The organism is Macellibacteroides sp. (assembly GCF_050251695.1).
GTDB classification, from domain to species: Bacteria; Bacteroidota; Bacteroidia; order Bacteroidales; family Tannerellaceae; genus Macellibacteroides; species Macellibacteroides fermentans.
The window spans coordinates 1-7953 of the sequence record NZ_JBFWMI010000117.1; the positions used below are offsets into that span (position 1 = coordinate 1).

Below are 7953 nucleotides of genomic sequence, written 5' to 3' on the forward strand. Positions count from 1 at the left end.
GGTGCTGCATCGGGCAATTACAGATGAGAGTCTAGACCGAGCAGGTTATCCGCAAATAATGAGATTATATCGCCGTCTGCATCGTAATTAAAGAACCGCCGTATGCCGAACGGCATGTACGGTGGTGTGAGAGGTCGGAAAACAAAAGTAGGAAGAAAACTACTTTTGTTTTCCTCCTACTCGATTGTCAGAAGGTTTTATTTGTATCTATAACGACTTCTTTCTCAAATTATCCAAGTTCTTTTTAACCAAGTTCTTTGTCATTATATTAGCAGTTTGCCGATATCAATCATTCCAACCATTTGTAAAACAACCAACTCTACCGGTGTAACCCAATTTTCTTTGGGATGACAGTTTGTTTTTGTCAAAGTCCAACTATATGTAAAAACAACAAATTCGACCGGCAACACTCTGTTTTTCCTTAGTATGGGACTTTGTTGAACCAAACATCCCAACTATATTAGCCTTACAATTCTACCAATATAATCCAGCTTTCTTTGGGATGACAGTTTGTCTATGTCAAAATCCAACTATATTAAAACAACAAATTCGACCGGCAACACTCTGTTTTCCTTAGGATGGGACTTTGTTGAACCAAACATCTCAACTATATTGGCCCTACAATTCTACCAATATAATCCTGCTTGCCTTACGATGGCAATTCCCTGAAGCCGAACTTTATTGTTTAATATTTTTCTTCTCTTCATCGTTGTTCCCTCTCTGCTCCATATAGGCAGTGGGGCTCATGCCGAAATGGGCGTTGAAGCTGCTGGAGAAGTAGGAGGGGGTGTTGTAGCCCACTTTGTAACCCACTTCCGAGACCGACAGTTTGCCCGTACTCAACAGGTAAGCGGCCTGCTTCATGCGGATCACCTTGATGAATTCGATGGGACTTTGGTTGGTCAGGGCTTTCAGTTTACGATGCAGGTGCGTACGGCTCATACCCAGCGCCTTGCTCATGTTCTCCACACTCAGCTCCGGATCTTCCATATTTTCCCGGATGTAATCAATGGCATGCTGCAGCAACCGCTCGTCGGTCGACGTAAGCGTAACCTCCTGCGCCTCCATATTCAGCGACTTGCTGAAACGCTCTTTCAGGGTCTGCCGTAAGGCAATCAGCTTCTCGATACGTACATTGAGGTGCTTCACGTTGAAAGGCTTGGGGATATACGAATCGGCACCCGTTTCCAGTCCCTCGATGCGTTGTTCCAAATCCGACTGCGCCGTGAGTATGATTACCGGGATATGGCACGTCTCCGCATCCGTCTTCAGTCGTTTGCAAAGCTCGGTACCCGTCATCTCCGGCATCATAACATCCGTAATTACCAGATCGGGCAGTATCTTCTTTGCTTTGCTCAGCCCCAGCGCTCCGTTTACAGCCTCTTCCACCTGATAGCGGCTTTCCAGCTCCTTACGGATGTATTTGCGAATATCCTCGTCGTCTTCCACCACCAGGATAGTCAGCTTCTTTCCAACTGCATCCTCCTGCTCTTCTGAAGCCTTCTGCTCATTTGGTGCTCCTGGTACCTCCGTTGCCTGCTTCTCGTTAGTAGTTTTTTGGGTATCCGATGCTCCCTGAACTTGCTGCTGTTTCGTCACAGTCGATCCATTCTGCATAACGGTAGCCGCCTGCTCATCTTGTGCTCCCTGTACCCCTGTTGCCTGCTTCTCGTTAGTAGTTTTTTGGGTATCTGATACTCCCTGTGCCCCCGCAGTAACCTCCTGCATTTCTGCTCCGGTGCCTTTAGTCTCATTTTCTTCCACCCGATGGAAGCCATCTTCCAGTGCCATTTGTTCTACGGCAAAGTGGCTGTTGCCCGGAAGAATGAGCAGGCAGAAAGAGGAACCCTTATCCATTTCGGAAGAGGCGGTTATGTTACCTCCGTGAAGCTCTGCGATACTTTTCGCCAGGTGCATCCCGATACCCGAACCTGCCGTAAGCTGCTTGCTGTTGCCCTGATAAAAACGTTCGAACACCCGTTGGAGGGTATCCTTATCCATCCCCACACCGGTATCGGATACGGTGATATACACCCGTCCTCCTTCGTCTTCACGGATATCCAGTGAAACCTTGCCACCATCGGGGGTGAACTTAAAGGCGTTGGATAAAATATTAAACAGACACTTGTCCAGCAAATCCGGATCGTACCAAACCCGCATCTGTGACGCGTTGTAACTGTAGGTAAGCGATATATGCTTCCGGTTGGCCAGGTCGGTAAACGAGCCCAGCAGATCAGACACAAAGGATACCAGTTCCAATTGCTGTACCTGTAACTTCATCTTGCCCTGCTCCAGTTTGCGGAGTTCAAGAATCTGGTTGATCAAGCGCAGCAATCTTTCGGCATTACGGTGCATCATGGAGTGCAGCTGCTGTTTTTCCGGATCGGTCTCCGTTTCCATCATCTGCTCAAGCGGACCGATAATCAGGGTAAGGGGGGTGCGGAACTCGTGACTGATATTCGTGAAGAAGCCCATCTTGGCTTGGGTAAGCTCCTCCTGTTGGCGCATTTTGAACCGTTCGATGCGGAGTTCGTTTTTCTCCTTCATACGCAGGGTGAAGAACCGTAATAGCAGCCATACGGCACCGCAGGCAAGCAGAAAATAGAGGGTACGGGCCCACCACGTAGCCCACAAAGGCGGCTCCACAACGATTGTAAGCGAAGTAACATTGTCGCCCCACACCTCCGGATCGTTGCTGGCCTTCACTTTGAACGTGTAGGTGCCCGGATTCAGGTTGGTGTAGGTGGCAAAACGCTGAGACGAGTTGTAATAGATCCACTCGTTGTCGAATCCCTCCAACTTACAGGCGTAGATGATATTGGCCGGAACTGCTGCATCCGGAGCGGTAAACTCCAGGGTGAAACTCTTGTCGCTGTACAAAAGCCGTATCTTTTCAATCTGCGAGACATTCTGAGGAAGCACCACCCGTCCGTTCACCTCCTGATTGATGGCGACCGACTGATTAAAGATTCGTAAGCCCGTTATGTAGGTAAGCGGACAATCGGTCTTGTCTTCTATGGCATCCGGAAAGAAGGAGTTGAGTCCGCTTATGCCTCCGAAGAAAATTTCGCCGGCCGGACTCTTATAATAGGATGCCAGGATAAACTCGTCGCTCTGCAAGCCGTCGTATCGCGTATAGATCTTGGACGAAAGAGAAGACGGATTAAAGCGCACAATCCCCTTGTTGGTGCTCAGCCACAGGTTCTCCTTGTGGGGCACAATACCGTTGATAACCTGACTGATCTGCTGTCCGGAAGGCCTTATCGATGTAAAGTTGTTCTTGTCCGGATTATACCGGTTCAACCCATTCTGCGTACCGATCCATATCACGCCCTGCTCGTCTTCCGCAATGGCATACACAGCCATGCTGCTCAGTCCGCTATCCATCTTAAAGGAGGTGAGTGTCTCCGTTTCCGTATCCATACAGCTCAATCCAAAGTAAGTGCCAATCCACAACCGGTTTCTGCTGTCCATAAAAATCACGGAGATATAATCATTCACCAGCCCCTTGTTATCTTTTGTCTGGAAATTACGGAAGGTTTTGTCTGTCGGATTAAAGCGCGACAAGCCCCCGCCGTTGGTACCCAACCAAAGATAGCCCCTTTTATCCTCCGCGATACTCTTCACATAATCGGAACTCAGTCCGTCCGGTTTCCCATTGGAACGGTAGGTAACAAACCCCCGCCTGTCCGGGTCCCACATGCAGAGTCCCCCCACATAGGTACCCGCCCAAATCCTCTTTTTGCTATCACAAAAAACACTCACGATGGCATTGTCCGAAATCGAATTAGGATTACCCGGATTGTGCAAGTAATGTGTAAACCGTCCGCTCTTGCGGTCGTAGAAGTTCAGTCCCCCGCCATCCGTGGCAATCCAGAGATTATTATCCTTGTCGGCCGTAACCCCCATCACATGGTTATAGCTAAGCGAATTAGGCTCGTTGTTTATTTTACGGTAATTGGTAAAGCCGTTGGAGCCGGTATGGATAACGCACAACCCTTTGTAATGCATACCCACCCAGAGGTTCCCTTTTTTGTCCTCAAACAAATAATGTATCTTCGAGTCGCCCATCTCCTGCATAAACTCATTGAACACCGGATGTGGAGAGATCGACTGCTGATCCGCTCTGAAACGCATCACCCCCAGTCCGTCGGTCCCCGCCCAGACAGCCCCCTCTTTATCCTCAATAGCACAGAAAGTCCGCCGGGCCGTACCCCTGCTGAACGCCTCCGGATAGGCAATAAACCGCTTTTGTTTCTGATCGTACACCGTCACCCCCACACCGATGGTGGAGATCAGCATATTGCCGTTCTTCTGTTTGAACAGATCGAATATAACATCGCTCTTCAGGTGACCGCTGGCCACGCTGTAATTGGTGAAACTCTTTTTTACCGGGTTGTATACCGACAAACCTTTATCCTGCGATCCGAACCACAAATTACCATCCGCATCCTCGTCGATAGCCCGGATATGGCCGCTGCATAACGACTGCCCCGGATGCGTATGCGAAGGCGAGAACAACACACTTTCCGACGTTTTAGGATCGAACCTCAGTACCCCCAGTCCGGACGAGGCAAACCACAGGCAGCCGCTCCTGTCCTGGAAGATGGCATTACACTGATTCTGCTTTACAATATAATCGGGCTGATTGAGGGCGGTACTCACAAAATTATCGTTCCGCTTGTCGTAATACTGCAACCCCTCGATGGTACCCACCCATAAGTTATCGTTTCGATCCGTATATAAAGCGGTAATATGGTTGCTTACCAGCGATCCCCGCAAGGCGCTGTTACGCTTGTAGACGGTAAAACCGTACCCGTCAAATTTATTAAGGCCATCTTCGGTACCAATCCACACAAAACCCCGCTTATCCTGCACGATACAAGAAACTTTCGTGCTGGACAAACCATGATCGGTCGTAAAAATACGGGAATCCAGGTTATGATGGTTCTGAATAGCCTTCAATACGTACGGAATGTTAACCAGGTAGCAACAAAACAGTACCAGCGTGCAAAGTTTTTTCATTATTGTTCCTATAAATTAAAAGGCAAAGCCTGCTTTTGGAAGGTAAAAATACAATTTAATGCGATACAAAAAAATGTCAGTTGCCTAAAGCGTACATTTTATATAGCAGATGCAACATTGTTAAAACAATTAGGCACAATTCTGATAGTCTGCTTCTCTACTTTTCCTCACTTTTGTAAGGTGAAATTATATAATAAAATTCAATAGAATATGCGACACGTACTAGTGTATGTTAACCTTGTGTTCCTGCTGCTGCTTGCAAGCTGTACAGGAAAGAGTACCACCACCGCATCGGTAAACGATGCATGCATCCGGGTAGAAAACGGACAATTTGTTCTTAACGGCAAACCCTATTATTTTATAGGAACCAATTTCTGGTATGGGCCGCTGCTGGGGTCGCAGGGCGTGTTTGGCGACCGCGACCGGTTGATACGCGAACTGGACTTCCTCAAGGAAAAGGGAGTCAACAACCTGCGCGTACTGGTGGGAGCCGACGGTCCCAACGGAGTACCCTCCAAAGTGATGCCCTCCCTGCAGGAATCACCGGGACATTACGAGCAGTCGGTTTTCGACGGACTGGACTTCTTTATGAGCGAGCTTGCCAAACGCGATATGCACGCCGTGCTGTACCTGCACAACACCTGGGAGTGGTCCGGAGGTTATGCCCAATACCTTAATTGGGCAGGATATGGTCCGGTGCCCGTTCCGTCGGTTGCCGGATGGGATGCCTTTAAAGACTATGTGTCTAAATACTTCGAGTGCGACAGCTGTCAGCAAATCTTCAAGAACCATATCACCACGGTGTTGTCGCGTACCAATTTTTACAACAAACGTAAATATACCGAAGACCCCGCCATCCTGTCGTGGCAGATAGCCAACGAACCCCGACCCATGGGCGCCGGAAACAAGGATGCCTATGCCACATGGATCAAAGACATAGCCGCACACATCAAGAGTCTGGATAAGAATCACCTCGTATCCACTGGATCCGAAGGCGAGGCAGGCAGCGAAGAAGACTTCGACCTCTATGCCCGAGTGCATGCCGATCCCAACATCGACTACCTTACCATGCACATCTGGCCCAAGAACTGGGGCTGGTTGGACAGCAAGGATATCCCAGGCACACTGAACCGTGCCATCGAGAACACCGCAGCGTACATGGATAAACACATTGCTCTGGCCGATTCGCTGCGCAAACCCATCACCCTCGAGGAGTTCGGTATGCCCCGCGATTCGCATAAGTACGAATTAAGCGACCCTACCACCAGCAGAGATACCTATTATTCTTATATCTTTGAGCGCGTATTGGAAAGCGTACGTACCAACGGCACCCTGGCCGGATGCAATTTCTGGGCATGGGGTGGTTATGCCCGTCCGCGTACGGACCATGTATATTGGCAGGTGGGCGACGACTATATGGGTGATCCCGCTCAGGAAGAGCAGGGACTTAACTCGGTTTTCGATACCGACTCTACCGTGCAGGTGATTAAGAATTATACCGTATCCATGCGTCAGATCATGGATGCAGCCAAATAAGATATTGTTTCATACAGAAAAAACGACAAGAGAACGATGAGCTTACTCAAACAACTGAAAGAGGAGATGCGTGCCGAACTGATTCATGGAATCCTTCCCTTCTGGATGGGGCGTATGGTGGATGTGGAACAGGGTGGGTTTTACGGACAGATAGATGGCGCCGACCGGATCATTGGTGGAGCAGGGAAGGGGGGCATCCTGAATGCCCGCATCCTGTGGACCTTCTCGGCGGCCTACCGTGTGCAGCCCGATTCCGCATACCTGCACATGGCCGAACGCGCTTACGGGTATGCCCTCAAATACTTTTTCGACGAGGAGATGGGCGGTACCTACTGGCTGGTGAATGCCGACGGATCGCCGGCCGATACCAAGAAGCAGATCTATTCGCAGGCCTTCTTTATCTACGCCCTTACGGAATACCATATGGCATCCGGCAACGAAGAGGCATTAGCTAAGGCAAAAGAGCTGTTTCACCTGATCGAACAACATAGCAGGGATACCCAGCAGGGAGGCTATTTTGAAGCCTACAGCCGCGACTGGCAATTGCTGGACGACCTTCGGCTGAGCGAAAAAGACGAAAACGAGAAGAAGACCATGAATACCCACCTCCATATCCTGGAGGCCTATACCAACCTGTACCGTGTATGGAAAGATCCACGCCTTAAAGAGGCGCTGGAGGCGCTGATACTGATCTTTGCCGATCATATCATCGATACCCGTACAGGACATATGAATCTCTTCTTCGACGAACAGTGGACCCGCAAAGGAACCATCGACTCCTACGGACACGACATCGAAGCCTCGTGGCTGTTGTACGAAGCTGCCCAGGTATTGGGCGATCCGGCCCTGCTTCTACGGGTTGAAAGCCTGTCCATGCAGCTGGTGCAGACCACCGTACGCGAAGGCTTGCAGTCCGACGGAAGCATCTGGTACGAGACCGATACCCGCAGAGGACATACCGATACCGACCGTCACTGGTGGCCTCAGGCAGAGGCGGCCGTAGGATTCATGTACGCATGGAAACTATCCGGCGATGCAGCATATTTGGATAAGTCGGCCGCCACCTGGCAATACATCTCGGCCCATCTGATAGACAAGACCCACGGCGAATGGTACTGGAGCATCCGCGACGGGAAACCCAACCTGGCCGAAGACAAGGCCGGCTTCTGGAAATGCCCCTACCACAATTCGCGTATGTGTATCGAAATGATCCGAGCCTGATAAAACAAAAACGCCGTTGTACCCAAGTTATCGGTACAACGGCGTTCTATTGTTCGCCCAGCACGAACGTATTCTAACGGGTGTAAGTCCCCAACGCGCCCTAACAGCGGGAAGCGTCCAGCCAACGACAAGGGTGTTCATCGCGAGGTGTAATCTGAAGGAAGTCTTCGG

The 7953-nt window shown here is 49.9% G+C and carries 3 protein-coding genes; 2 read left to right on the forward strand and 1 reads right to left on the reverse strand.

Annotation, left to right across the window (positions count from 1 at the left end; all coding sequences use genetic code 11):
• Positions 1 to 678 precede the first annotated feature (678 nt).
• A complete protein-coding gene (locus AB7E53_RS13330) occupies positions 679 to 5025 on the reverse strand; it encodes a hybrid sensor histidine kinase/response regulator transcription factor (RefSeq protein WP_446776205.1) in 4347 nt (1448 codons plus the stop codon).
• 210 nt (positions 5026 to 5235) lie between these two features.
• Between AB7E53_RS13330 and AB7E53_RS13335 the strand changes: the two genes are divergently transcribed.
• Entirely contained in the window at positions 5236 to 6561 is a 1326-nt protein-coding gene (locus tag AB7E53_RS13335) for a glycoside hydrolase 5 family protein (protein WP_446776207.1), read from the forward strand.
• Between the two features lie 36 nt (positions 6562 to 6597).
• The gene (locus AB7E53_RS13340; protein ID WP_446776209.1) at positions 6598 to 7782 is read left to right on the forward strand and encodes an AGE family epimerase/isomerase; all 1185 of its coding nucleotides are present in this window, start codon (positions 6598 to 6600) and stop codon (positions 7780 to 7782) included.
• Positions 7783 to 7953: the final 171 nt, after the last annotated feature.